Annotated in this window: 22 protein-coding genes; 18 read left to right on the forward strand and 4 right to left on the reverse strand. The window is 40.5% G+C overall.

The features are described 5' to 3' along the window. Positions 1 to 43 precede the first annotated feature (43 nt). From murJ to J8Z25_RS06055, 12 genes are all read left to right on the forward strand, one after another. A complete protein-coding gene (gene murJ, locus J8Z25_RS06000) occupies positions 44 to 1624 on the forward strand; it encodes a murein biosynthesis integral membrane protein MurJ (RefSeq protein WP_276319779.1) in 1581 nt (526 codons plus the stop codon). A 73-nt stretch (positions 1625 to 1697) separates the two neighbouring features. Continuing rightward, on the forward strand, positions 1698 to 2624 hold the full coding sequence (ribF, locus tag J8Z25_RS06005) for a bifunctional riboflavin kinase/FAD synthetase (protein ID WP_130051921.1): 927 nt from the start codon (positions 1698 to 1700) through the stop codon (positions 2622 to 2624). A 25-nt stretch (positions 2625 to 2649) separates the two neighbouring features. Continuing rightward, positions 2650 to 5475: an isoleucine--tRNA ligase gene (gene ileS, locus J8Z25_RS06010; protein ID WP_250661840.1), complete on the forward strand. Its 2826-nt coding sequence runs from the start codon at positions 2650 to 2652 to the stop codon at positions 5473 to 5475. A gap of 9 nt (positions 5476 to 5484) precedes the next feature. Continuing rightward, positions 5485 to 5985: a signal peptidase II gene (gene lspA, locus J8Z25_RS06015; protein WP_130051919.1), complete on the forward strand. Its 501-nt coding sequence runs from the start codon at positions 5485 to 5487 to the stop codon at positions 5983 to 5985. Further along, the gene (fkpB, locus tag J8Z25_RS06020) at positions 5982 to 6422 is read left to right on the forward strand and encodes an FKBP-type peptidyl-prolyl cis-trans isomerase (RefSeq protein WP_250661841.1); all 441 of its coding nucleotides are present in this window, start codon (positions 5982 to 5984) and stop codon (positions 6420 to 6422) included. The genes lspA and fkpB overlap by 4 nt, the downstream gene beginning before the upstream one ends. Continuing rightward, positions 6422 to 7351 carry a 4-hydroxy-3-methylbut-2-enyl diphosphate reductase gene (ispH, locus tag J8Z25_RS06025; protein WP_130051917.1) on the forward strand — a complete coding sequence of 310 codons (930 nt, stop codon included), beginning with the start codon at positions 6422 to 6424 and terminating at the stop codon, positions 7349 to 7351. The genes fkpB and ispH overlap by 1 nt, the downstream gene beginning before the upstream one ends. A gap of 37 nt (positions 7352 to 7388) precedes the next feature. Beyond that, positions 7389 to 8414, forward strand: coding sequence for a sensor histidine kinase (locus tag J8Z25_RS06030; protein ID WP_250661842.1), 1026 nt, complete (start codon positions 7389 to 7391; stop codon positions 8412 to 8414). Further along, a complete protein-coding gene (locus tag J8Z25_RS06035; protein WP_175580442.1) occupies positions 8411 to 9121 on the forward strand; it encodes a LytR/AlgR family response regulator transcription factor in 711 nt (236 codons plus the stop codon). Before J8Z25_RS06030 ends, J8Z25_RS06035 begins: the two co-directional genes overlap by 4 nt. Before the next feature lie 175 nt (positions 9122 to 9296). Continuing rightward, complete coding sequence (gene pilV, locus J8Z25_RS06040) at positions 9297 to 9851, forward strand: type IV pilus modification protein PilV (RefSeq protein WP_250661843.1); 555 nt, start codon at positions 9297 to 9299, stop codon at positions 9849 to 9851. A gap of 1 nt (position 9852) precedes the next feature. Next, a complete protein-coding gene (locus tag J8Z25_RS06045) occupies positions 9853 to 10848 on the forward strand; it encodes a PilW family protein (protein WP_250661844.1) in 996 nt (331 codons plus the stop codon). Then, on the forward strand, positions 10836 to 11318 hold the full coding sequence (locus J8Z25_RS06050; RefSeq protein ID WP_250661845.1) for a pilus assembly PilX family protein: 483 nt from the start codon (positions 10836 to 10838) through the stop codon (positions 11316 to 11318). Before J8Z25_RS06045 ends, J8Z25_RS06050 begins: the two co-directional genes overlap by 13 nt. Before the next feature lie 14 nt (positions 11319 to 11332). Further along, on the forward strand, positions 11333 to 14380 hold the full coding sequence (locus tag J8Z25_RS06055) for a PilC/PilY family type IV pilus protein (RefSeq protein ID WP_250661846.1): 3048 nt from the start codon (positions 11333 to 11335) through the stop codon (positions 14378 to 14380). Between the two features lie 131 nt (positions 14381 to 14511). Here J8Z25_RS06055 and J8Z25_RS06060 read toward each other — a convergent pair whose 3' ends face one another. Further along, positions 14512 to 15411: an IS5 family transposase gene (locus J8Z25_RS06060; RefSeq protein ID WP_250661049.1), complete on the reverse strand. Its 900-nt coding sequence runs from the start codon at positions 15409 to 15411 to the stop codon at positions 14512 to 14514. A gap of 532 nt (positions 15412 to 15943) precedes the next feature. Between J8Z25_RS06060 and J8Z25_RS06065 the strand changes: the two genes are divergently transcribed. Beyond that, positions 15944 to 19138 carry a pilus assembly protein gene (locus J8Z25_RS06065; RefSeq protein WP_502934592.1) on the forward strand — a complete coding sequence of 1065 codons (3195 nt, stop codon included), beginning with the start codon at positions 15944 to 15946 and terminating at the stop codon, positions 19136 to 19138. Positions 19139 to 19297: 159 nt separating this feature from the next. Continuing rightward, complete coding sequence (locus J8Z25_RS06070; protein ID WP_250661848.1) at positions 19298 to 19723, forward strand: type IV pilin protein; 426 nt, start codon at positions 19298 to 19300, stop codon at positions 19721 to 19723. A 3-nt stretch (positions 19724 to 19726) separates the two neighbouring features. Here the strand turns inward: J8Z25_RS06070 and J8Z25_RS06075 are convergent, their stop codons facing one another. Together J8Z25_RS06075 and J8Z25_RS06080 are read right to left on the reverse strand one after the other, a co-directional pair. Beyond that, a complete protein-coding gene (locus J8Z25_RS06075; protein ID WP_167658483.1) occupies positions 19727 to 20254 on the reverse strand; it encodes a GspH/FimT family pseudopilin in 528 nt (175 codons plus the stop codon). Between the two features lie 71 nt (positions 20255 to 20325). Beyond that, a complete protein-coding gene (locus J8Z25_RS06080) occupies positions 20326 to 20874 on the reverse strand; it encodes a GspH/FimT family pseudopilin (RefSeq protein WP_130051909.1) in 549 nt (182 codons plus the stop codon). Positions 20875 to 21013: 139 nt separating this feature from the next. Between J8Z25_RS06080 and J8Z25_RS06085 the strand changes: the two genes are divergently transcribed. Next, positions 21014 to 21352, forward strand: a complete 339-nt coding sequence (locus J8Z25_RS06085; protein ID WP_054551748.1) for a P-II family nitrogen regulator — start codon at positions 21014 to 21016, stop codon at positions 21350 to 21352. 68 nt (positions 21353 to 21420) lie between these two features. Here J8Z25_RS06085 and J8Z25_RS06090 read toward each other — a convergent pair whose 3' ends face one another. Next, positions 21421 to 22179, reverse strand: coding sequence for an outer membrane protein assembly factor BamD (locus J8Z25_RS06090; RefSeq protein WP_130051908.1), 759 nt, complete (start codon positions 22177 to 22179; stop codon positions 21421 to 21423). A gap of 129 nt (positions 22180 to 22308) precedes the next feature. Here J8Z25_RS06090 and rluD point away from each other — a divergent pair, with 129 nt between their 5' ends. The 3 genes from rluD (at position 22309) to clpB (ending at position 26689) form a co-directional block, all read left to right on the forward strand. After that, positions 22309 to 23286: a 23S rRNA pseudouridine(1911/1915/1917) synthase RluD gene (rluD, locus tag J8Z25_RS06095; protein ID WP_130051907.1), complete on the forward strand. Its 978-nt coding sequence runs from the start codon at positions 22309 to 22311 to the stop codon at positions 23284 to 23286. Beyond that, positions 23286 to 24014: a peptidoglycan editing factor PgeF gene (gene pgeF, locus J8Z25_RS06100; RefSeq protein WP_502934599.1), complete on the forward strand. Its 729-nt coding sequence runs from the start codon at positions 23286 to 23288 to the stop codon at positions 24012 to 24014. The genes rluD and pgeF overlap by 1 nt, the downstream gene beginning before the upstream one ends. A gap of 98 nt (positions 24015 to 24112) precedes the next feature. Continuing rightward, complete coding sequence (gene clpB, locus J8Z25_RS06105) at positions 24113 to 26689, forward strand: ATP-dependent chaperone ClpB (RefSeq protein ID WP_130051906.1); 2577 nt, start codon at positions 24113 to 24115, stop codon at positions 26687 to 26689. The last annotated feature ends 18 nt before the right edge of the window (positions 26690 to 26707 follow it).

Raw genomic sequence — 26707 nt, forward strand, 5'->3', positions numbered from 1 at the left:
GCATAATCGCCCATCTTAGAGGTTTTTTGATAATAGGTTTAAGGTGGCAAAAGGATTATTTCGTTCTGGGATGATTGTCAGTGCAATGACAATGATTTCGCGTATTTTAGGATTAGTGCGAGATGCTGTTGTAGCGAACCTGCTTGGCGCCAGTGCCGCTGCAGATGTATTTTTGTTTGCCAATCGTATTCCTAACTTTTTAAGACGTTTGTTTGCCGAAGGTGCATTTGCACAAGCCTTTGTGCCGGTTTTATCTGAAATAAAAGAGCAACAAGGTGATGACAAAGTCAGGCTGTTTGTTGCTCAAGCTGCTGGCACTTTAGGAACTATTTTATTAATTGTTACCTTGTTTGGGGTCGTTGCTTCCCCTGTCATAGCAGCCCTATTTGGCACTGGCTGGTTTATCGATTGGTGGCAAGGAGGCGAAAATGCTGAAAAGTTCGTACTTGCCAGTGCGCTTTTAAAACTGACTTTCCCGTATTTATTTTTTGTAAGTTTAGTTGCCCTTAGTGGTGCGGTAATGAACGTATATAATCGTTTTGCTGTTGCGGCGTTTACTCCAGTGCTGTTGAATATATCGATCATTAGTTGCGCTATCTTACTTCATGATAAATTTTCGGTAGGGGCATATGCGCTTGCTATCGGCGTGTTTGTCGGTGGTTTAGTGCAGTTGCTATTTCAATTGCCATTTTTATACCGTGCACGCATGCTGAGCCGCCCAAAGTGGGGATGGCAAGATGAAAACGTTAAAAAAGTCCGAAAACTAATGCTTCCTGCGTTGTTTGGTGTTTCTATCAGTCAAATAAATTTGTTACTCGACACCATGATTGCCTCAATGTTGATGACAGGCTCTATCGCTTGGCTTTACTACTCAGACCGTTTAATTGAGTTTCCTCTTGGCTTATTTGGTATCGGTATCGCAACGGTAATTTTGCCGGCACTGTCAAAGTTGCATAGCACCAAAAGTACTAGAGATTTTCAGCTGACCTTAGACTGGGGAGTAAGGTTTGTTATATTTTTAGGTTTGCCTGCCATGTTTGGTTTAATGGTGATAAGCCCGCTAATTATTACGGTTTTATTTGACCATGGCGCGTTTCAGGACGGTGAAATTGATCATGTGAAAGCGGTAAGTTACGGTGTGATGGCCTATTCTGTGGGATTGGTTAGTTTCATGTTGATCAAGGTGTTAGCACCCGGCTTTTACTCTCGCCAAGATACTAAAACCCCCGTAAAAATAGGCATTAAAACACTCGTGTTGAATATGGTGTTTAATATTATGCTAGCACCATTTATCGGTTATTTGGGGTTAGCGTTGGCAACAGCGATGTCGGCCAGTTGTAATGCTTATTTGTTGTATCATCAACTGCGTAAAGAAGGGGTCTATCAGTTTTCAGTGATGAGTTTAGGTTTTACATTTAAGTGTTTGTTTTCAAGTATATTAATGGCTGCTTCGGTGTGGTTTGTTGGTCAGCAATTTGCGTGGAGAACATGGCACTTTACTGAGCAAGTGCTGCTGTTGAGCGGGTTATTAGTGTTGGCGGTTTTTGTGTACTTTGCGGCCTTATTCATTTTAGGTGTGCGACTAAATACGATAAAAAGTGTTGCAACTACTGAATCAAACTAAAAAAAAGATTATAATCGGCGTTTCAAGCTCGATATCAATGTTTTGGGCTCGCTTATAAAGGCAAAAAGGTGGCATGGAGTTAATTAGAGGTATTCACAATATTCGCGCGCAGCACTATGGCTGTGTGTTGACCATTGGTAATTTTGATGGCGTGCATTTAGGTCATGCTGAAGTGATTAAAGGCTTGCTTCAAGACGCACAAAAACATCAGTTGCCAAGTACCGTGATGTTATTTGAGCCTCAGCCACAAGAGTTTTTTGCCAAAGATAATGCACCAGCGCGTTTGACTCGACTTCGTGATAAGCTCAGCTTACTTGCTAAATTAGGAGTGGAGCGGGTGATTTGCATTAGTTTCAATCAGCAATTTGCCAATATGGAAGCCGAGCAGTTTGTTAGTCATGTACTGGTTGAAAAATTAGGTGTCAAAGCATTAACCGTGGGCGATGACTTTTGCTTTGGTAAACGTCGCCGTGGTGATTTTGCGCTACTGAAAACTATGGGCGCTGAGTTAAACATGGATGTGAAAAGTACTGCAAGTTTTCGCAGACTCAATGATAGGGTGAGCAGTACTCTTATTCGTCATGCGCTTGCTGCAGGGCAATTAGAAGATGCTAAGACCATGTTAGGTCATGGATACGCAATTTCTGGGCGCGTTATTCATGGTTGGGCAAAAGGCCGTGAATTAGGGTTCAGAACCGCCAATATTGCATTGAAACGCCAAGTATGCCCTGTGAATGGGGTGTTTGCGGTGCGAGCAAAAGTTGGTAATAAAGAATTATTTGGGGTTGCAAATATTGGCAACAAACCCACATTTAATGGGACACGTGCATTGTTAGAAGTTCATCTCTTCGACTTTGCGCAAGACATTTATGGACAATTCATGCACGTGGAGCTAATCAAGAAGCTTCGCGATGAGAAAAAATTCGAGACATTAACACAACTGACGGCGCAGATTGCAGATGATGTAACCGCCGCTAAGCAGTGTTTTGGTTTAAATTAGGTAGCCGATACGGAAAGTAGGATTAATGAGCGACTACAAACATACTTTGAATTTACCGGAAACAGCGTTTCCAATGCGCGGCAATTTGGCACAACGTGAACCAAAGATGCTTAAGACATGGTATGAAGACGATCTATATGGTCAAATTCGCAGCGCTAAAAAAGGTAAAAAAACCTTCATTTTGCATGACGGCCCTCCGTATGCAAACGGTGATATCCATTTAGGCCACTCGGTAAACAAAATCCTTAAAGATATTATTGTTAAGTCAAAAACCTTGTCTGACTTCGACGCACCTTATGTGCCGGGTTGGGACTGCCACGGTTTACCTATTGAATTAATGGTTGAAAAGAAAGTAGGCAAGCCTGGCGTGAAAGTGTCTGCCGCTGAGTTTCGTGAAAAGTGCCGTGCATACGCCAAAAAACAAGTTGAAGGTCAAAAAACAGACTTTAAACGTCTTGGTGTATTTGGTGACTGGGACAAGCCTTACTTAACAATGAACTTTGACTTTGAAGCGAACGCAATTCGCGTACTTGGTCGCATCATTAAAAATGGTCACTTACATAAAGGTGCTAAGCCTGTTCACTGGTGTACAGATTGTGGTTCAGCACTCGCTGAAGCGGAAGTTGAATACCAAGATAAACAGTCACCAGCAATCGATGTTCGTTTTGAATTTGCTGATCAAGAAGCTGTTATTGATGCGTTCGAACTAGCAGAGGGCCATCATGGCACTGGTGCTGTTAGTACCGCCATTTGGACGACAACACCTTGGACATTACCAGCTAACCGTGCAGTAGCAGTTCACGAAAAGCTTGAATATGCCCTAGTTCAAGTTGATGACGAAGGCGCACAGCAGCGTTTAATTTTAGGTTCAGAGCTAGTAAAAGATGCAATGGACCGTTATGGCTTTAAGCATTACCATGTACTAGGTTATGTAAAAGGTGCGGCACTTGAGAATTTACAGGTTGCTCACCCGTTCTATGACTTCACAGTGCCTGTAATTGTTGCTGATCACGTAACGACTGATTCTGGTACTGGTGTTGTTCATACTGCGCCTGGTCACGGTCAAGAGGATTTCGCGGCAGGTCTTGCTTATGGTTTAGAAGTTGCTAACCCTGTAGGTGCAAACGGTGTTTACTTACCTGACACACCTTTGTTCGCAGGTCAGCACGTATTTAAAGCAAATGCGAGCGTAATTGACGTATTAACTGAAAACAATGCGTTATTACACCACCATGCGCTTACACATAGCTATCCACATTGCTGGCGTCATAAAACACCAATTATCTTCCGTGCTACGCCACAGTGGTTTGTAAGTATGGATCAAGCTAACCTTCGTCAAGATTCATTAAATGAAATCAAAAAGACTGAGTGGTTACCTGAGTGGGGCGAGAGCCGCATTGCTAACATGGTTGAAGGCCGTCCTGATTGGTGTATTTCACGCCAACGTACATGGGGTGTGCCAATTGCACTATTCGTTGATAAAGATACTGGTGCGCTTCATCCAAATACGCAAGAGCTAATCGAAGAAGCTGCGAAACTGGTTGAAAAATCAGGTATTCAAGCTTGGTATGACTTAGACCCTGCAACCTTGCTTGGTGATGACGCTGAGCAATACATGAAGGTACAAGATACCCTAGATGTATGGTTTGATTCAGGCGTGACTCACGCATGTGTGGTTGATGCTCGTGAAGATTTAACGAGTCCGGCAGATCTTTATTTAGAAGGTTCTGATCAACACCGTGGTTGGTTTATGTCGTCAATGATGACTTCGGTTGCTATCAATGGTCATGCACCATATAAGCAAGTGTTAACTCACGGTTTCACGGTTGATGAAAACGGTCGTAAGATGTCTAAGTCATTAGGCAACGTAATTTCGCCTCAAAACGTGATGAACAAACTAGGTGCTGATATCTTACGTTTATGGGTTGCATCAACTGACTTTACAGCCGAAATGACTGTATCTGATGAAATCTTTAAACGTTCAGCTGACCGTTACCGTCGTATCCGTAACACCAGCCGTTACTTACTTGCGAACCTTAATGGTTTTGATCCTAAAACGGATCAAGTTGCAATTGAAGACATGGTTGAGCTTGATCGTTGGATTGTGGGTCGTGCAGCTGAGCTGCAAGATGAAATCTTAGCGGCTTACGACAAATACCAAATGCTGCTTGTAACACAAAAGCTAATGAACTTCTGTACTGGTGAGCTTGGTTCGTTCTACCTAGACGTAATCAAAGATCGTCAATACACAGCGAAAAGTGACAGCCACGCGCGTCGTTCATGTCAAACTGCGCTTTACCACATTGCCGAAGCAATGACACGTTGGATGGCACCGATTTTAAGCTTCACTGCGCAAGAAATTTGGGAAGCATTACCAGGCGAGCGTGACAAGTTTGTATTCACCTCAGTATGGTACGATGGCTTGCAAGCCTCTTCACAAGGTAAGTTCAGCAATGATGATTGGTTAACAATCCTTAATGTTCGTGATGAAGTAAACCGTGTGCTAGAAGCTGCTCGTAAAGAAGACGTTATTGGTGCAACACTACAAGCAAACGTAAGCATCTACGCTAGTGAAGAGCTAAGCTCGAAATTAGCTGCATTAGGTGATGAGCTGCGCTTTGTACTATTAACTTCAGGCGTGACAGTTGAAACAGTGACAGCGCAGCCTGAAGGTACTCAGGCGACTGAGATTGATGGTTTATTCATTAAAGTTGCCGCAACAACTGCTGAAAAATGTGAGCGTTGTTGGCATTACTGTGATGATGTAGGTGCTGATCCAGCACACCCTGAAATCTGTGGCCGTTGTGTAAGTAATGTTGACGGCGATGGTGAACAGCGTCAGTTCGCATAGGAGTTGTTAGTGAGCAAACTAGCCGGAAAAAGTGGCTTGGTTTGGTTATGGCTGAGTCTACTACTTTTAGTAGTAGACCATGCGACAAAAACACTTGTCGTTAATACCATGGCCTACAAAGAGTCGATAGATATTCTGCCGTTCTTTAATTTCACCTATGTACATAACTATGGTGCAGCATTTAGCTTTTTAAGTGATTCTGGTGGTTGGCAGCGCTGGTTTTTTAGTTTGATTGCTGTGTCGATCAGTGTGTTATTAGTGTGGTGGCTTAAACGCTTACCAGCGACGAACAAGGTCTTGTGTTCTGCTTATGCGTTAGTGTTAGCCGGCGCGATTGGCAATTTATACGACCGCATCGCTTATGGCTATGTTATTGACTTCTTACACGTATATTATGAAAATTGGCACTTTCCTGTTTTTAATATTGCCGATTGTGCAATTTGCATCGGTGCCGCATTACTTTTATTTGATGCCTTCACAGGCGAAAGTCCTAAGGAGCAACAAGCATGAGCCAAGCTGTAATTGGTGAAAACTCTGAAGTGATCTTTCATTTCTCAATTAAATTAGAGGATGGCTCAGCAGCCGATTCAACTAAGGTGCATAATAAACCTGCAAAATTGCGAATGGGTGATGGTAGCCTGACAGAAAACTTTGAAAAATGTTTACTAGGTTTAGCTGCTGGTGACAGTAAGTCATTTGTGTTGGAGCCAGAGGATGCATTTGGTCAGCCAAATCCAGATAACATTTATTATGTAGACCGCAGCAAGTTTGGTGCAGAGACCCCTGCTGAAGTAGGTAATATTATAGCTTTTACTCAGCCTGATGGTACTGAATTACCAGGACTTGTTCGTGAAGTGCAAGGTGACTCTGTCACGATTGATTTTAATCACCCACTTGCGGGACAACGCTTAACCTTTGAAGTCGATATTTTAGAGGTAACAGGTTAATGGATATTTTATTAGCAAATCCACGTGGTTTTTGTGCCGGTGTTGATCGTGCAATTAGTATTGTGGAACGTGCACTTGATATCTTTGAAAAACCTATCTATGTGCGCCATGAAGTGGTTCATAATCGATATGTTGTTGATGGACTTAAAAATCGTGGTGCAGTATTTGTTGAAGAGCTAGATCAGGTGCCTGACGACAGCATTGTCATTTTTAGCGCTCATGGTGTATCGCAAGCTGTTCGCAACGAAGCAAAACGTCGTGATCTTAAAGTGTTTGATGCAACTTGCCCACTAGTAACAAAAGTACATATGGAAGTAACACGTGCAAGCCGCAAAGGGACTGAGTGCGTGTTAATCGGTCACCATGGGCACCCTGAAGTCGAAGGTACAATGGGGCAGTATGACAACGAAAAGGGTGGTATTTATTTAGTAGAAACCCCTGAGGATGTTGCTAGCTTAACGGTTAAAAACCCTGAAAATCTGTTTTACTGTAGCCAAACAACCTTATCTGTTGATGATACGGCAGATGTGATTGATGCACTTCGTACTAAGTTTCCGGCGATTGATGGTCCGCGTAAAGATGACATTTGTTATGCTACGCAAAACCGTCAAGATGCTGTTCGTGACTTGGCAGATAAAGTAGATGTACTGCTTGTTGTGGGGGCTAAAAATAGCTCTAACTCTAATCGTTTACGTGAGCTTGCTGACAAAATGGGAACGACCGCTTATTTAATCGATGATGCGAGTAATGTTGAAGCTGATTGGTTTAACAATGTAAATGCTGTCGGTGTCACTGCAGGCGCATCTGCACCAGAAGTTTTAGTTCAGCAGGTAATTGCCCGTCTAAAAGAATTAGGTGGTAATCAAGTTGTTGAAAATCCAGGTGAAGAAGAGAACATAGTATTTGCTGTTCCCGTTGAGCTACGCTAATCTAAACAGTTAGTAGACAACAATAAAAGAGGAGCCCATGAGCAAACAGCCAAATTCAAACGGCTTGCTGATTGCGGCTCTTTTTCAATCCCGTGGTGTCCTTGCCACACTGATCGTCAGCCAAGTCATTGCTATTTTACTCGCTTTCTCGCCAATGAGTTTAGGTGATGTGTGGTCACGTCTTGCAATATTTAGCTGCTTTTTACACCTTATCTTTCTTTCTAGTTTATCTTTACTTTATTTGAGTCGAGTTATACTCATAAAGCTATCACAGACGCATCAGCTGACCATTTTAATTTTATCCTTACTTGGATTAACTTACGTTTATAGCTGGCTGTTTTTGACTCTATTTTCAGATGTTTTTTCTATGGAGTCGAGAGCAAACTTTATTGGCAGTAACCTACTAATTGTGTTTTTAGTAGCGGCACTATTTGGTCAGTTTTTGTATATTCATAATCAAAAAGAGCTGCAAACTAAAGCGTTAGCTCAGGCTGAGCTAGATGCATTGCAAGCAAGAATTCGGCCCCATTTTTTGTTTAATAGTTTGAATACGGCCGCTGAGCTTACACATTATGATGCTGACGCCGCAGAGCAGGCAATTTTAGCACTGGCGGCGCTATCACAGGCAGCTATGCGAAGCGGTAAAGCGATTAAGCTTGTTGACGAAATCACCTTGTGCCAACAGTATGTAGCACTTGAACGTTGGCGCTACGGTGAACGGTTAGCTTTAAGTTGGAAATTACCTGAGGCGCTGCCAGATATTGATATTCCCTGTTTAACAATTCAACCAATTATTGAAAATGCCGTATTTTATGGTGTGGAGCCCGCTGAGCTGGGAAATATCTCGGTCGAAATGCATCAATCAGACAAAGCTTATACCTTCATTATAACTAACCCAGTCGCAGCACAAGTGAGCCATTCGCGAACAGGTAATGGTATGGCGCTTGATAATATTCGTCAGCGCTTGGCGCTGTTTTATAATCAAAGAGCGCAACTTACGACTACTATTCGTGATGGAATTTTTAGAGTGAAGCTAGTTATACCAAAGCAGAGGGGCGCATGATAAAAGTATTGATTGCTGATGATGAGCCTTTAGCAAGGGCACGTATCAAACGTTTATTATCTACTAATGAGGGTTATACTGTGGTTGGTGAAGCAAGTAATGGTGAACAAGCGATAGAGCTTTGTAAGTGCTTGCAACCTGATTTAGTCATGCTTGATATTAATATGCCTAAGCTGACTGGGTTAGAGGTAGCAGCAGAGCTAAAGCAGTTTTCTATCCCTCCTGCAGTTATGTTTTTAACAGCACATGCAGAGCATGCGTTAACTGCATTTGAGCTCGCTGTTGATGGTTATTTAGTTAAACCTGTTTCTGAGCAAGCATTAACCAAAGCAATGGCTCAACTCAGTAAATTAAACCGGACTCAAGTAAGCCCACTTGAAAATAACTATATTAGTTATCAACTTGCTGGCGTATTGAGAAGGATAAATGTGGATGATGTTATATGCTGTATCGCTGAACAAAAATACACTCGAGTTGTATTTTTCAAAGGTGAAGCGCTTATTGAACAGAGTTTAAAGCAACTCGAGCAAACCTATCCGTTACAGCTACTGCGAATTCATCGCAACACGCTTGTGAATTCACAGCATATTGTAAGCCTTAATAACTCGTTGACGGGGGGGCATACCGTGATTATGAAGCAATTTGAAGAGCCGTTAGCTGTTAGTCGTCGAGAGCTTAAAAATGTTAAAGCTGCGATGGGTAAGTAAAAGTCACCTAATTAGTCTTTCCTATTAGTTTTGGCTCTTTCTGGGTCAATGGTATTAGCTTCAATGAGGGAGGAATACCGCTTATCGAGCATTTTGACCGCTTATCCATATTCAGATTGTGATTTATTAGTGTTCTTTTATTCTTACGGTATGTAAAAGTATCCGTAATTTCATCATGTTTAAACATCCTGACCAGCAAGGTTTTACTTTAATCGAAGTACTTATTGCCTTTGTTATTTTAAGTTTTGGTTTATTAGGCGCTGTGGCCCTCCAAGCAAAAGCTAAGCAAGCAAGCTTCGATGCATTGCAACGCTCTGCTGCAATTGCGTTAGGCAATGACATTATTCAACGCATGCGAGCTAATGATTCTTCAGGCTTTGCAGGTTTGTATAATGGAGAATTTAGCAGTGAATCTTCGGCTGGTGCAGCACAACCGTGTCTTAACGCTAGATGTTCTGCGCAACAAATCGCAGCATTCGATAAACAACAGTGGATACGAGCCATTCAAGCCCGTGAAAATACAGGTGCTTTAGATGACGCAACAGTGTGTATAAGTAGCACCCCTGTCGCTGCAGGGAGTGCAAATGAGTTCAATATTCAAGTTGTGATCAGTTGGCGAGGTAGACAAGAGTTATCAGCCAGCAAAGAAAATAATGCTGTCAAATGTGGCGCTGCTAATGATAAGCGTCGTTTGGTTGTTCTTGATAGTTATATCTATTTAAGGTCTTGATATGAATAAACATAATGGATTTACGCTGGTTGAGGTAATGGTCGCTTTATTTATAGGTGGCCTGGTTCTTGGTGGCGTGATGTTTACTTATATCAGTATGAAAGTAACTACAAAAGATACAATGGCTATTGGTGAGTTACAGGAAACAGGTCGTTTAGCATTAAATATAATGCAACGAGATATAGAACAAATCGGCTTTTGGGGCACCTTTTATGAAGACTCGTTTTCGAGTGATAACACTGATACCACACGGGTTAATAACCCAGGTAATGACTGTTCTGCAGGCTTGAACAATGCAAGCTTTCCAGATGCTAATGCAAATACAAACTTTCGCTCGGTTTATGCAATAGAAGCAAGTTCAGCCAATGCTTTAGGCTGTATTAACGATGCTAATCAAAACTCCGATATTTTACAGGTTAAGTTTTTAGAAGGACTACAAATCCAACCTAACAGTACTAATAACAGAAACTTTTATTTTGTTGCTGAGCAAGAGTTTGGGCTTTTTTCTCGAGGACCGATAGTTGCAGGCGCAATAAATGGGAATGCAACAATTTGGCGTTACAGGCACCATGTCTACTACATTTCAGAGCAAACGTTTAGTTTTAACAAAAAGACAGTCAAAGTACCCGCTCTAAAACGAATGAGGCTAACAGTAAATGAAGGTATGAGAAAAGAAACCATCATGGAAGGGGTTGAGAATTTACATTTTGTTTTTGGCTTGGATACGACTAATAACAGTCGTGTAGACACTTATAAAAGTATTACTGATATGACAGAAAGTGACTGGGAAAATCGCCGAGGAATTTTAACGGTTCAGGTGTTTTTATTAGCCAGAACGCTGATGCCTGATGCAAATTTAAAGGTTACTAATCAAACATACACGTTAGGAGAAGGTACTAGCGGTAGGGTGCTTAAATTTAATGACAATTACAGGCGAGCTCTTTTTACAACAACAATTAGGCTTAACAATGTGGGGGCAAATTTATGGCGCATGTAACCTTAGCAAAAAAGCAACAAGGCGTTGTATTAATTGTAGCATTGATAATGGTGGTAGCTGTTACAGGGATTGCTGTTACTTTAATGAATAGTAGTTCTATTGATATAAAAATAACAAACGCAGTACAAGAACGTGAAGTCGCTGAAAATGAGTTATTTGGTAATGTTCAGCAAGTAATTTCAGCGGAGGCCACAAAAGGCGGCGATAGTGCTTTTCTGATGAAAGCTGCAGAAATACCTGAGGGGGGCTTTGTAATTGGAAGGGTTGGCAATACAACTAACACCATGACTAACTTAAATAATGGTGCCTTAGATTTACCTTGTCCTCGAAAATATAATTTCACCTCAGGCGTAGCATGCAACATGATTGAGGTTAATAGCACAATAACTTATGGCAAGAAAAGTACTCATGTTCTGACAATAACTACGGGGGTTGCCCAAGAAATGGCAAGCCTAAATACGGGTGGTTAGAGAAGGAAAGCAAAATGAAAGCCAGTACTATTTTACTTTTTTTTATGTGTATATTTGCCTTAATATTTATCGTGCCAGGGTATGCTGATGATACAGAGCTATATGTAAATTACGATAAAGATTTAGCTGAAAAGACACGAGTATTATTTGTGTTAGATACATCAGGAAGTATGCTCCGTTCAGCAGAAACTGGTTTACAATGTCGTGATCCATACACTAGCTTTTTATTAGAGTGTCCAGATAGCCGAATAAATGCAGCCCGAAATGTAATTACAAGAGTTATTAACTCCAACCCCGATATGGATTTTGGTTTATTTCGTTTTTCAGCGAATGAAGGTGGATATTTAAAAGCAAAGTTAGGAACAGATCACAAAACAATAAAAAATATTATTAGTAACATATCAGCTGGAGGATCTACTCCAGTCACAGAGACTTTATGGGAAACTTATCGGTATTTAACCGGGCAAAGTGTTGATTTTGCGAAACTAATTGATCCTTCAATGCGAGATACGACAGCGGAAAAAGATCAGCAATATGTGTCGCCTTTTAGTTCTCCAAATAAACGGTGTGATAATACAGTCAATATTATTCTTATTTCTGATGGTGAGCCTCAGTGGGATAATAGCCGTGATGCTTATATACAAAATATTTACCGAAACTATTTTGGTACAACAGCGCCTTCTTATCCTGTGAATGATTATGAACCAGATAGCCATTTAGCTGCATTAGCAAAAATTATTCATGGAACAAAGAATGTAAAGGTTGATTTGTATACCAAAACATCATCTGTAAATGACCAAGGGGTAATTTATACCGTAGGTTTTGGCAGTGGTATCACTGATAACAATGAAGCACTGCTTACGAAAACTGCTGAGTTTGGTGGCGGCCAATATCTTTTTGCAAATAATGCGAAAGGGTTATCTGAAGCAATCGATAAGGCCTTCGCAGTCATTAGAGAGGATAGTGGAGATTTTACTGCACCCGCTATTACTTCGAATAATAGAGATCAGACTCGTAGTAGAGATGCTTTGTATTACACGATGTTCTATCCAAGCACTAACGCTCGTTGGCGAGGAAACCTAAAGAAATTGAAAGTGTCGGGTGATTCAATCGTTGATGCAACTGGTAAGTCTGCATTGAATACTCAAGGACTAATTGCTAAGAATGCAAGAACATTTTGGCTTCCAGATGAAGAGAGCCCTGATGGTAATTCTGTTGAATTAGGTGGGGTCAACCTTTACTTATCAAGTATTTCAAGTTTACCAAAAGGTGGACGCAAAGTTTTAAGTAACCTTAGTGGGCGTATGCTTAACTTTACCCGCTACCGTGTTGTTTATCACTATAAGACAATTGCAAAGGCTGCTGCAGTTTTTGAAGCAAAACCAGAAGAAGTTGAAGATTTAATTAATTGGTCAAGAGGTCTCGATGTAGATGATGAGAATAATGATTACTCAACATCTGACTCACGAAAAGATATTTTTGGTGACCCACTTCACTCTAGGCCTGTCACTATTGATTATGGTAACGATGACGTTCGTATTTTAATAGGTACAAATGCTGGCTACTTACATATGTTTCAAGATAAGAACGATGTGTTAAGTGAAAGTTGGGCTTTCATTCCTAGACATCTATATAAAATTATAAAACCGCTGAGAGATAACCAGAGAAATAATAAAGTTTATGGTATCGATGGGCCTATCTCGGTATTTTTTGATGATAAAAATAAGGATGGTATTGTTGGTAAAGGTGATCGAGTTTGGGCATTTTTTGGTTTAAGGCGAGGCGGTAATAATTACTACGGACTTGATATTACAAAGCCTGATTCACCAAAAGTATTGTGGGGGGGACCAATTGTTGGCGGTTCTGGTGATTTTCAAGAACTAGCTCAAACATGGTCTAAAGCACAAGTAGCCTATATAAATTTGCGAGGCTATAAAGACCGTCCTGTACTCATCTTTGGTGCGGGCTATGATACCAACAAAGATAATAGACAACGTTCATCAGACTCTAAAGGAAGGGGAATATATATTGTTGATGCAGAGACAGGAAAAAAAATCTGGGCGCTGACACCATCGCAAAATGGTTTCCAAGGAAAGCATAGTATAGCTTCTGATATTGCTCTTGTTGACTCTGACTATGATGGTTATATAGATCGTTTGTATGCGAGCGACACAGGTGGAGATATTTGGCGAATTGATATGGCTACAGATAACTCCAATAATTGGACACACTTCAAGTTAGCGAGCCTTGGAGGTACTTATGCTAGTACAGATCGGCGTTTCTTCTATAAACCAACTATTGCAAGAAGTGTGTACAGTAAAGTTTCTGAGGTTGTTGTTAATGGTAAGTCAACAATAACACGTTTAGATACTCCGTTTGATGCGGTTTTAATAGGCAGTGGGAACCGTGCAAAGCCGACTTTGACATCGGTAAAAGATCAGTTATTTATGATCCGGGATATAAATACTGTGACTAAGTCTTTCACTGGGAATAATGTCCCTACTACAATTACTCACTCTGATTTAATGAATGTAAGTTCTGATCCATTTGCCAAGCAACTAGATGATATTAAAGGCTTTGTTAACCTTGAAGTTGAGTTATCTCGTTTTCATGGTTGGTATTATAACTTGCCGATAAAAGGAGAGAAATCGTTAGCCGCAAGTACTGTTGTGGGTGGTGTCGCCTACTTTACAAGTTTTTCACCGGGTTCGACAAGTAATATTACAGACCAATGTAGTCTAAGCGGGGGAAGTGGGGGGCTCTATGCTTTTCACTTGCATTATGGAACAAAAGTATATGATGAACTTAAGTACGAAACTGGGAATGATGTACCTGATACACCGCAATTATTTTTCGGTGAAAATGATAAAGGTGAAAGCCAGTTCATGTTGATTGGAACTGGAATCATTGGTGAAAAAGCGCCATTTGTGGCAAAAGGGGTTTTGGGTCCCGGATTGAATATTGAAAATGGTAAAGTCAAATTAGTCAGTAATGATCGGCTTGGATTTGAAGTTCAACAAACTTATATATATAAACAAGAAAGGTTTGACCAAAGTCAGTGAAAATTAATGGTTTATAATTGATTGCTGATGATAACCTTTATTTGTGGTGTTATTTCTCTCTTTTTGGGATGTTAAATACCATTATAATGGCCTTGTTGATCAAATACAGCTCTCTAACAAACTCACTTAACTTACTGATATTTAGGCAGACCAAGGGTGTTGATCTTATTTAGCGCCTTCACTTTGATCATCGCTTCAACCAGCTGGCGATTGTAATCACGCGCATTTAGCTTAGCCCCCATCAACTGTTTAAAACGGTACATCGCTGTTTCTGCTAATGAGCGCACATGATATCCACTGAGCTTTTTCCATTGTGCGATTCCTAACTTATTGCACAACATGACAGCCTCATTGCGTGGATGCTTATCAGTCCACAGCCGTGCATTCTCTCTCGGCGGGATAGCAGGTATCGCGCCTTTTTCAGTAATTTCTGCATAGCAGCGGCGGCTATCATAAGCACCATCAGCGCTCACTCTATCTATACGCCGGCGTAATGGTCTTATCAAATCTTGGAGGGTCTCGCCGTCGGTGACGTTACTGAGCGTCATTTGCGCCCCCACAATATCATGCGTGTTGGCATCCACCGCAAGGTGCAGTTTTCGCCACTTTTTTCTTGCCTTTACGTGGTGCTTCTGTGCATGCCATTCACCTTCGCCAAACACCTTAAGTCCTGTGCTATCAACTACAATATCTACAAATCCAGTGGTGCGGACTTTACTGCGAAATTTAATATTCAACTCAGCACTGCGCTTACACAGACAACTGTAGGTTGGGGCTTCAAGCGGAAGCTTCATCAAAGATAATACCGATTGTGTGAACCCTTGTAGTGCCCTGAACGACAAGCCAAAGACAGCTTTGAGTGTTAAGCAAGTTTCAATAGCAAGATCAGAGAAATGATTAGAGCGGCCACGCCCACCGTGAGTACATTCGTTATACCAATGACGCGTTGCTTTTTCGTCAAACCAGAAGCGAATATTACCGCGGTTAACGAGGGCTTGATTATAGTGAGACCAGTTTGTGATTTTGCTCATTGTTGTTGCACGGGCTAGTAGGATATAGATGATCTGATCACAGGCTGGCAAGATAGTTCAAACTTTTAGGAAACAACGCCCATTATAATATTTTTGTGAGGCCTTTGGGTTTATAAATTAATATCTACTGGAATATGAAAATAATCCTTTTAGGTTGTTTGGGTTTTGTTTTTTGGTTATTTTTTACTGCTTTTTTAAGGTGTTAACTAACCCTTTGAATGTTACTTATAGCTAATGAATACTTTTTCAAATGGTTAAATGTTTATTGTAGTGAATGTCTGTATTAAAAAGTGGTGTTTTCTATAAACAAATTTCAGTACTTATGTTTTAATTCAATATAATTGGTTATAATTAATGTAATCTAGATTTTAGTTTTAATTATACATATTAAGTTATATCTTTATCAAAGAGTAACTAGATTTTAAGTTTGAAAAATAACTTAGTACTATGAACAATTGCAGGCAAGTAAGTTAAGCATTGGGCTACTTGAACTGCACTCTTTTTTAACATTGGCATCGAGTTGGGTTTTGTGATGAAAATAGGAAAATTAATTAGCAAACTCTTGCTAAATTGTGCTGTGATTTTCAGTATGATGACCCATGCGGAAGACATCGAATTGTATGTTAATCACAATGTTGATTTAGATGAAAAACCACGCGTACTCATTGTTTTTGACACCTCAGGTAGTATGGCGTTTTCAACCAGCTCAGGTAATAGTTGCGGTTATTCTGGTGGCTATATTTTGTGCAGCGATAGCCGATTAGGCGTTGCACAAGATGCGATAACTAAACTTGTAGATGGTAATGATGATATTGATTTTGGTCTTATGCGTTTTAATAGTACTAGCGGTGGTTATGTACTAGCGGGTATTGGTTCGCCAATGTCAACGCTGAAAACGACGATCGCCAATTTACCTGCTGATGGAGGGACACCGCTAACTGAAACTCTCTGGGAAGCGTATCTATATATTACTGGGCAAAGTTTATATTATGGCGAGAAAGTTAATGAGCTATTTCGCGATACTTCTGTAGAAAGTAAAACATCAACAACAAATAGAGTCAGGAAGTGTAACTGGTGGGGGTGCTGGTGGGAAAATGAAACAGTTACTAATTACACTTATATCTCTCCTTTTGATAACCCTGATGAAGTAAAGCGCTGTGATAACTCAGTTAATGTAATTTACATGACTGATGGTGACCCATCTGCGGGCTCTGATAATGAGCAAGACTCAAACATAAGCAGTTTACACAAGTCGTATTTCGGTAGCTCTCTATCAGATAGCGATAAAATTGCTGGTGTGTATTTGCACAAGCTTGCAAAAATTATCCATGGAACTGACAATGTTGAAGTTGATCTACGTCCAGATACTTCTGAAATTCATGAAACAGGTCGGGTTTACACCATAGGTTTTGGCTCTGGAATGAGCGACAATGGTAAACGTTTGTTGTCTGAAACCGCTCGCCTTGGAGGTGGTAAGTACCTTCATGCCAATACCTCTGATCAATTATCAGAGGCTTTAAAAAATACCATAACTCAAATTCGAGAGGTCAATGACAGTTTTACAGCTCCCTCTGTAGCGAGTAACAACGTAGATCAAACACGCAGCCGAGAATCAATTTATTATGCGATGTTTTATCCTAAAACAGGAGCTCGTTGGCGTGGTAACTTGAAAAAGTTAAAAGTGTCTGGTGACCAAATTATTGATAAAGATGGTAAACAGGCTCTAAATGAAGATGGTCTTATAGATAAAAATGCAAAAACATTTTGGTTACCAAGTGGTGAAAATGCTGATGGCAATTCAGTAGAGCTAGGTGGCGTGAACTTATATCTTTCTAATTCTTCAAGCGTTCCTAATCAAGGCAGAAAGGTTATCACCAATGTTAATGGCCGATTACTTAATTTCACACGTTACCGAGTTGTTTTTCATTATGGAACAATAGCAAAAGCAGCAGTCGATTTTGAAGCGGACGCCAATGAAGTTGAGGATCTTATAAATTGGTCAAGAGGTCTTGATATTGATGATGAAGATAAAGATGGTTCAACAACTGATTCGCGCAAAGATATCTTTGGTGATCCACTACATTCAAAACCTGTAACGATTGATTATGGAAATGATGATATCCGTATTTTAATCGGAACTAATGCAGGTTATTTGCATATGTTTCAAGATAAAAATGATGTACTAAGTGAAAGCTGGGCATTTATCCCTAGAAGCTTATATAAAATTATAAAGCCACTTCGTGAGAATCAAGCAGATACAAAGGTCTATGGTGTTGACGGGCCAATTTCAATATTTTTTGATGATAAAAATAATGATGGGATAGTTAATGACTCAGATCGTGTTTGGGCATTTTTTGGCCTAAGACGAGGTGGTAACAAGTATTATGGCCTTGATATTACTAATCCTGATTCTCCCAAATTATTATGGGATGAGCCTATTACAGGTGGAACAGGCGACTTTTCAGAGCTGGCACAAACATGGTCTAAGCCAACGGTGACGTACATTAACTTAAGTGGATACAAAGATAAACCTGTGCTTATATTTGGTGCAGGTTATGATACCAACAAAGATAATGTTATTCGTACAAACGATAGTAAAGGACGAGGCGTTTTTATTGTTGATGCCGAAACAGGAAAGAAAATATGGGCCTTAACGCCAAATGAAAATGGATTTACAGGTAATCACAGTATTGCCTCAGATATAACGGTTTTAGATTCTGACTACGATGGTTATGTTGATCGTTTATACGCAACAGATACAGGTGGAGATATTTGGCGAATTGATATGCCATCTGAGAATTATAATGATTCAACAGAGCCATGGACACATTTTAAGTTAGCTAGTTTAGGCAGTACATTAGCTACCCAAGATCGTCGTTTTTTCTATAAGCCTATGATTGCCAGGACCATGTTTAGCAAAGTATCTAAAACAACTTATCAAGGTGAATCAATTACAACACGTATTGATACTCCATTTGATGCGGTATTAATAGGTAGCGGGAATCGCTCAAAACCGTTATCAACAGCAACAAATGATCAGCTTTTTATGATACGCGATATCAATACGGTAACTCAGTCATTTATGGGAACGGATGTACCAGCGCCTATCACTCAAGCTGATTTAATGGATGTGGGGTCAGATCCATTCGGTAATGCACTAGATGACGTGGATAAATTTACTCAGCTTGAAGTAGAGCTGGGTGAATTTAGCGGTTGGTATTACAACCTACCAACTACCGGTGAAAAGTCACTAGCGGCAAGTACCGTAATAGGTGGCGTTGCTTACTTTACAAGTTTTTCACCAGCATCCACTACTGATTTAGTAAATCAATGTTCACTTACCGGGGGCTCTGGTAGCTTGTATGCTTTCCACTTACATTACGGCACTAAGGTATATGATAACTTAAAATTCACTACTTCTAATGATGTGCCTGACACACCTCAGCTCTACTTTGGTATAGGCGATAGCTGTGTCGATGGTAATAGTGATGGTTTCTGCGATGACAATACAAGTGAAAAGGTAAAAGAGCAAAGCCAATTCTTGTCTATAGGACCAGGTATTAAAGGTGAGCAAAACCCGTTTAAGGTTCAAGAAATTTTAGGTCCAGGGCTTACAATTGAAGATGGTAAAATCAAATTAGTGAGTGATGCAGTGCCAATTGGCTTTGGATTTAAAACACAACAGACATTTATTTATAAGCAAGAAATAAACGATAACAGTAATTAATTCCCGTTCAAAGACTCTGCTTAATAGTTTAAAACTAACTTAGGCAGCGTTGTATGATGGAATTGAGTATTTATCTAATTGCATAATCGCGACTCTAAACCTATGATAAGTTTAAAGCGAAGAATGCTCTGAATTAACAAAAGCATAGGTATTAATTATATGAATATAATAAGGAAAAAAAACCTAAAAGGTTTTACATTAATTGAGCTGATGATTGCTGTAGCAATCTTAGGAATTATTGCGAGCATTGCTATCCCAAGTTATTTTGAACATGTAAAACGTACAGCAAGAACAGAGGCAATAACCTCATTATTAGACGCGGCTAATAAACAAGAACAATACTTTGTTGATAATCGTGAGTACACAACTTCACTCTCTGCTCTAGGTGTTGCAGAAACAACAGAAAACAATTTTTATAAGTTAAAGGCGACTGTCAATAATAATGCCGGTACCTTTGAATTAGAGGCAACACCAGTATCAGGTCCGCCACTACAAGATTCAGAATGCACTAAATTAATAATTACAGACACAGGCCTTAAAAAATCTCAAGGTTCTGCTGATTCGAACACTTGTTGGGGGAAATAGGCTTTAGCACTTATCAGTATCAATCATTCTGACTCGACCTATTGTACTGACCCTAATAGCAAGCCCTTTGAGGCTTGCTTTTATGTATTCTGGGCAGTATATAAAAGTGCCATTGTTTAAACCCACTGGCATACCTGTTGGGCTAAATGTTACTGAGTGACGTGGATAAGTCAGCATATCTAATTTATTTATTGCTTCAACTTCCAATAATTTGGTATCGCCACTTTCAAACACACCAAGCTCGCCTTTATCGACAAAGACAGTTAAAGATTTATGCCACATCGCCTTGTTACAACGGTTAAGCTCTAAAGCACAAAATGTCACATAGGCATTATTAGTTTGTGCCTTGAGGCGAGTAAATTGTAGTGCTCTTTTAACTGTATGCATATTACTTTCTAAGCGGTTATTGGCGAGGAGTGGCTTATATTCAAATAAAGCGAAATGCAGTAAAAACGAAAAAATTGATAAGACTATTAGGATTTCAATTAACATAGCACCTTTAAGGCTACGCAAGTAATTATTTGTCTTCATCCTTGAAGACTCCAAATCGCGACTATTTATTAAAATGTAATAGGAGCTTTGTATTTGTCAATTAAATAGGGTTAATTACATGTTTTTGTTGTTGTTCCTTCATACATTGCGGTGCCAGACTGTGAAATAGATAAGGCTTTATTGTTATCATTATTGCTACTTGAAGGGCAATATACGAATGTGCCTGGATCAGTTCTAATCATACCGCTAGTTTCAAATCTTATAACTCTTGCACCAGAAAAACTGAGCGAGCTATTATTGGGTATCTCTTCCATTACGCGCAAAATGATATCCCCTTGGCCAGGATTAAAAGTACCGTTAGGGCTTTTATCTACAAATACAAAAATACTTCCCAGGCTCCAGTCTCTTGAACAAAATATAGATTTATTTTGTTCAATTGATTCTGTATCGCCTGCGCAAACAATGACTAATTCATCACTACTCGTCGCTTTTGCTCGTGCAAAGCTGAGCGTGCGTTTTAATTCAAGCAAGTAGCTTTCGGCGCGGTCGCTTTCTAACATATCTGAGCTATCCCATAGCGCAATGACAGCAACGATGCCAACAATGGCAATCGTGACCATTAGTTCCAATAATGTAAAACCCCGTTGTAATGATTTCATTGTTATCTCTATTCTGAATCACTTTGTTTAATAATATCATGATTGCTGATTTAATCACCGTAATTCATAGCTTTGTTTGCCATCAGCAATTGGATTGTCTAAAATCGAGTCAATCGAGAAATAATAAGTAACCCTTAAAATGAAAAAAATCGAAGCAATTATTAAACCATTCAAGCTTGATGACGTGCGTGAAGCATTATCAGATGTTGGCATCACAGGGATGACGGTAAGTGAAGTTAAAGGCTTTGGCCGTCAAAAAGGACACACCGAGCTTTATCGTGGCGCTGAGTACATGGTGGACTTTTTACCTAAAGTAAAATTAGACATCGTTTTAAGCGATGAAGATGTTGACCGTGCAATTGATGTTATCGTTAAAACATCGCAGACAGGAAAAATTGGTGACGGTAAAATCTTTGTCACTGATGTTGAGCGAGTAGTGCGTATTCGTACCGCGGAAGAAGATGAAGACGCGATTTAATAAAATATTAGATTAATCGCAAACATTAAAAAGGCGCCCTAGGCGCCTTTTTTGCTTTTTAAATTATTTTAACGCTTGTTTGCTTCTCGCGTTGCTTTAGCGTGTTCACTTAGCTCAGATAAGCCAAGTTTATTGTAGCTTTTTTCCATGATCTCAAGCGCTTGATCAAGGTAACTACTTTGTGAGTAGTGCTCAACTACATATTTGCCACGGTTAGCAGCAGCAAGGTATGCTTCACGCTCATAGTAGTACTCAGCAACTTTTAACTCGTAGCGTGCCATTTTATTGAGTAACCACACAACACGTCTTTTTGCCTCTGGTGCATAAACACTATTAGGAAAACGTTTTAATAGTGTTGATAAATCAGTAAATGCAACACGAGTACGGTTTGCATCTCTGTCTGCACGGTCTACACCAAAATATTCTTGGAAGGCGTTTTCATCCGCTTTGATATTCACTAAGCCACGCATGTAGTACATATAGTCTAAATCTTTGTGGTTTGGATTTAAGCGAATAAAACGGTCGATAGTTGCCAGTGCTTGCTCAGTATTACCTGCTTGATAATGTGCATACACTAAGTCCATTTGTACTTGTTTTGATAGAGGACCAAAAGGGTAGCGAGAATCAATAGCGCTTAATAGCTCAATTGCACGAGCATATAAGCCAGAATCTAATGTTTGTTTGGCATCTTCATATAAAGCTTGCGCAGATTTATTAGGAACGCGTTGGATATCTTCTTGGTCGGGTGCTGATGAACAGGCACCTAAGCCAAGTACAGATACTGAAAAAACTATGGCGAACGCACGTTTCCCTATTTTATTTATCATTTTATTTCTTACCTTCGATGTCTTCGGCTAGGCCAAGTGAGGAAAACCGAGTAAACTATACGTATTATATTAAAGCGATTCTAACCCAGTCGAGCACAGCTTGCACTGGTAAATTGGGTAAAGTTACTAATGTCAGAGCAAATTTCTCTCCAAGCCGAGGTTCCAATTGACCTTGGCGGTAAACGTCTAGACCAAGTATTAGCGCAATTGTTCCCTGATTATTCTCGTTCACGTATAAAAACGTGGATTTTGGATGATAAAATCACTGTGAACGGCGAAATTTTAAACACACCACGTGAAAAACTACTCGGTGGCGAAACGGTGAGTGTTGAAACAACCATCGAAGCCCCTCGTGAATATGAAGCACAAAATATCAAATTAAACATCGTTTATGAAGACGATGATATTTTGGTAATTAATAAACCTATGGGGTTAGTGGTACATCCTGGTGCAGGTAACCCAGATGGCACTGTATTAAATGCTTTATTACACCATTACCCAGAGATCATCAATGTACCCCGTGCAGGTATTGTCCATCGTCTAGATAAAGACACCACAGGATTAATGGTGGTGGCTAAAACTATTCCGGCACAAACACATTTAGTATCTGCACTGCAAAAGCGTGAAAACTTCACCCGTGAATATGAAGCAATTTGTAATGGCACAATGACTGCTGGTGGTATGGTTGAAAAACCAATTGGTCGACATGCAACAAAACGTACTCACATGGCCGTGCATGAAATGGGCAAACCAGCGATAACACATTACCGTGTAGCAGAAAAATTCCGTGCTCATACACGCTTACGTTTACGATTAGAAACTGGTCGTACTCACCAAATTCGTGTACACATGGCTTACTTGAACCATCCATTGGTTGGTGATCAACTATATGGAGGTCGCCCGCGTCCGCCAAAAGGGGCGACACCTGAGTTGTTTCAAATGCTACGTGATTTTAAACGTCAAGCCTTACATGCCGTTAAGCTCTCTATTGCGCATCCAATTACGGGTGAGTTGATGACATGGCAAGCTCCAATTCCAGATGATATGGCTGCCATGACAGAAGCATTACGCGCAGATACCAAAGCAAACCCAAATATCGAGCTTTAATTGTGATGATCACACCAGCATGGACTGCACCAAAAACTGTTAGCGCAATCAGTACCACTCGAAAGGGGGGTGTTTCATTCGCACCGTTTGATAGTTTCAATTTGGGTTTACATGTTGGTGATGATGAACAAGCTGTACTTGCAAATCGTGCGCTACTAGCAAGTCACTTACCAAATCCCGCGGTTTGGTTAAACCAAGTTCATAGCAGTGATGTGGTTGTGGTTGATGAAAGGTGTGATTTAAGCCTAGTTCATTCTGCTGATGCGCTGTATACCAATATAGTAAAACAGCCGCTTGCGATAATGACAGCTGATTGTTTGCCTGTGTTACTTTGCTCGAATTCTGGCAATGAAATTGCAGCAGTGCATGGTGGCTGGCGTGGCTTATCACAAGGTATATTGGCAAAAACCATTTCGCATTTCAAAGTGCCTACAAGCGATATTATTGCTTGGTTAGGCCCTGCTATTGGCCCCTTACAATTTGAAGTTGGGCAAGAGGTTAAAGATTGCTTTTGTTCGCAAAACCAGCTTCACCAACTAGCATTTACAGCCAAACATGAAAAATACATGGCTGATATCTACTTATTAGCACGTCAGCAATTAGCGCAATTAGGCGTGGCCAATATTTCAGGTGGTGAATACTGTACAGTCAGTGATAAGTCACAATTTTTCTCTTATCGCCGCGACGGACAAACTGGTCGCATGGCTAGCTTGATCTGGCGCAATTAATACGCCTTTTTTGTGATTAAATTTTCTTCTCTTACTTGAACAAATCACTAACCATACCCATTAATTAAGCAATTAGATTTTTTAATAGGTAAACCCTTATGCGTTTAGATAGATTTACAAGTAAATTTCAATCTGCGCTTTCAGATGCGCAGTCATTAGCACTTGGGCGAGATCATCAATTTATTGAGCCTGTGCATTTAATGTATTCATTGCTTCAACAAAATGGCTCGAGTGTGCGTGCGCTACTTGCACAAGCCGGTGTGAGTGCTGATGAGTTAAACACCAAGTTATCTCAAGAAATCGAAAAACTGTTTAAAGTTGAAGGCATTGGTGGCGATGTTCAGCTGTCAAACAACCTGATTTCGTTAATTAACTTGTGTGATAAATATGCTCAAAAGCGAAAAGATAAATTCATTTCGAGTGAGTTATTTGTTCTTGCCGCGTGTGACGATAAAGGCCCATTAGGCGACATTTTTAAAGCGCTAAATATTACTTCTAGCAAAATTGAAGCAGCAATCGAAGCTATTCGTGGTGGTCAAAAGGTTGATGATCCGAATGCTGAAGAAACCCGTCAGGCATTAAAAAAATTCACAATCGATTTAACTGAGCGAGCAGAGCAAGGCAAGCTAGACCCTGTAATTGGCCGGGATGACGAAATTCGTCGTACTATTCAAGTATTACAACGCCGTACTAAAAATAATCCGGTGTTAATTGGTGAACCAGGCGTGGGTAAAACGGCGATTGCCGAAGGTTTAGCACAGCGGATCATCAATGGAGAGGTACCTGAAGGCTTAAAGAATAAGCGAGTATTATCGCTTGATTTAGGTGCTTTAGTTGCTGGTGCTAAATACCGTGGTGAATTCGAAGAGCGTTTAAAGTCAGTGTTGAATGAACTAGCCAAAGAAGAAGGGCAAGTCATCCTCTTTATTGATGAAATCCATACTATGGTAGGCGCAGGTAAAACAGACGGCGCAATGGATGCAGGTAATATGCTAAAACCAGCACTTGCCCGTGGTGAGTTACATTGTGTAGGTGCCACAACTCTTGATGAGTATCGTCAATATATTGAAAAAGATGCCGCTTTAGAGCGTCGTTTCCAAAAAGTATTTGTTGATGAACCATCGGTTGAAGACACCATTGCGATTCTACGTGGTTTAAAAGAGCGTTATGAGCTTCATCACTCAGTTGATATTACCGATCCGGCCATTGTTGCTGCGGCGCAGCTGTCGCACCGTTACATTAGTGATCGCCAATTGCCAGATAAAGCGATTGATTTAATTGACGAAGCGGGCTCTTCAATTCGTTTGCAAATTGACTCAAAACCGGAATCTTTAGATAAGCTAGAGCGTCGTATTATTCAGTTAAAACTGGAAGATAACGCCCTTGCAAAAGAGAAAGACGAAGCGAGCCAAAAACGTCGTACTGAGATGCAAGAGTTGATCACTGAACTTGAAGCCCAATACCGCGAACTAGACGAAGTTTGGAATGCTGAGAAGGCTTCATTACAGGGCACACAAGTCATTAAAGCTGAGCTTGAGCAAGCGCGTCTTGATTTAGATGTTGCGCGTCGTGCAAGTGATTTACAGCGCATGTCTGAACTCCAGTATGGTCGTATTCCTGAACTTGAGCGTAAACTTGACCTTGCTTCACAGGCCGAAATGCAAGAAATGAGCTTGCTTAAAAACCAAGTTGGTGAAGACGAAATCGCAGAGATTTTATCGCGTTGGACAGGTATTCCTGTATCCAAAATGTTGCAAGGGGAGCGCGAAAAGCTACTTAAGATGGAAGATGAACTGCATCATAAAGTGATTGGTCAAGATGAAGCCGTTGTAGCGGTTGCGAATGCAATTCGTCGCTCTCGAGCAGGGCTTGCTGATCCAAATCGCCCAATCGGTTCATTCTTATTCTTAGGCCCGACAGGGGTAGGTAAAACTGAGCTGACCAAAGCACTAGCCAGCTTCATGTTTGACACTGAAGATGCCATGGTGCGCATTGATATGTCGGAGTTTATGGAGAAACACTCGGTGGCACGTTTAGTGGGTGCACCTCCGGGTTATGTTGGCTATGAAGAGGGGGGCTATTTAACTGAAGCAGTTCGCCGTCGTCCGTATTCAGTCATTTTATTGGATGAGGTCGAAAAAGCGCACCCTGATGTATTTAACATCTTACTGCAAGTACTTGATGATGGCCGCTTAACGGATGGTCAGGGCCGTACCGTTGATTTCAAAAATACGGTTATCATTATGACTTCTAACTTAGGCTCTGACATTATCCAAGAGCAAGCTGGTTCAAATGATTATGCAGGCTTAAAAGAAAAAGTGATGGGCGTATTGGTTAGTCAGTTCCGTCCTGAGTTTATTAACCGAATCGACGAAACTGTGGTATTCCATCCACTTGCTAATGAACACATTAAAGAAATTGCTGACATTCAGTTAAGTAAGCTACGTGAGCGATTAACTGAAAAAGGCTACATTCTTGAAGTAACGGATGCAGCCCTAGACCGCATCGCTGAAAGTGGTTTTGATCCAGTGTATGGGGCAAGGCCTTTAAAACGTGCTATACAACATACCATTGAAAATCCATTAGCACAGCGATTATTAGGTGGGGATTACCAGCCGGGTGCCATCATCCATATTGATGCTGATGAGAATGGACTTGTTTTCTCGAGTCGTTGATTAGCCCTAAAAACAAAA

It is taken from the genome of Pseudoalteromonas sp. SCSIO 43101 (assembly GCF_023650775.1).
GTDB lineage: Bacteria > Pseudomonadota > Gammaproteobacteria > Enterobacterales > Alteromonadaceae > Pseudoalteromonas > Pseudoalteromonas apostichopi.